Here is a 253-nt window from a genome sequence, read left to right as displayed (position 1 = left end):
CGGATATCAAGATCAAATATCGAATTTCCATTCATCTTTTGGCTTGCAACAATTTCGACGATGGAATGTTCATCAGATAGCTCCAAATAATCGAGAATATTATTGGAGACGATATTATGTGCAATCCTTCTCCCCATATCTCGTTCGGGGTGCACAACGAAGTCGGCCCCGATTTTACGAAGAACCTTCTCATGATAATCATTTTGCGCTTTTACCGTAACATTTCCGACACCCAATTCCTTAAGCATGAGAG

The 253-nt window shown here is 40.7% G+C and carries 1 pseudogene; it reads right to left on the bottom strand.

Going from position 1 to position 253, the window contains the following annotated elements:
* A pseudogene (locus tag SB773_RS33280) lies at positions 1 to 253 on the bottom strand (potassium transporter Trk); the annotation flags it as partial.

Source organism: Bacillus sp. SIMBA_074, from assembly GCF_046534555.1.
GTDB lineage: Bacteria > Bacillota > Bacilli > Bacillales > Bacillaceae_G > Bacillus_A > Bacillus_A mycoides.
This window is presented reverse-complemented; position numbering and strand designations above follow the sequence as displayed.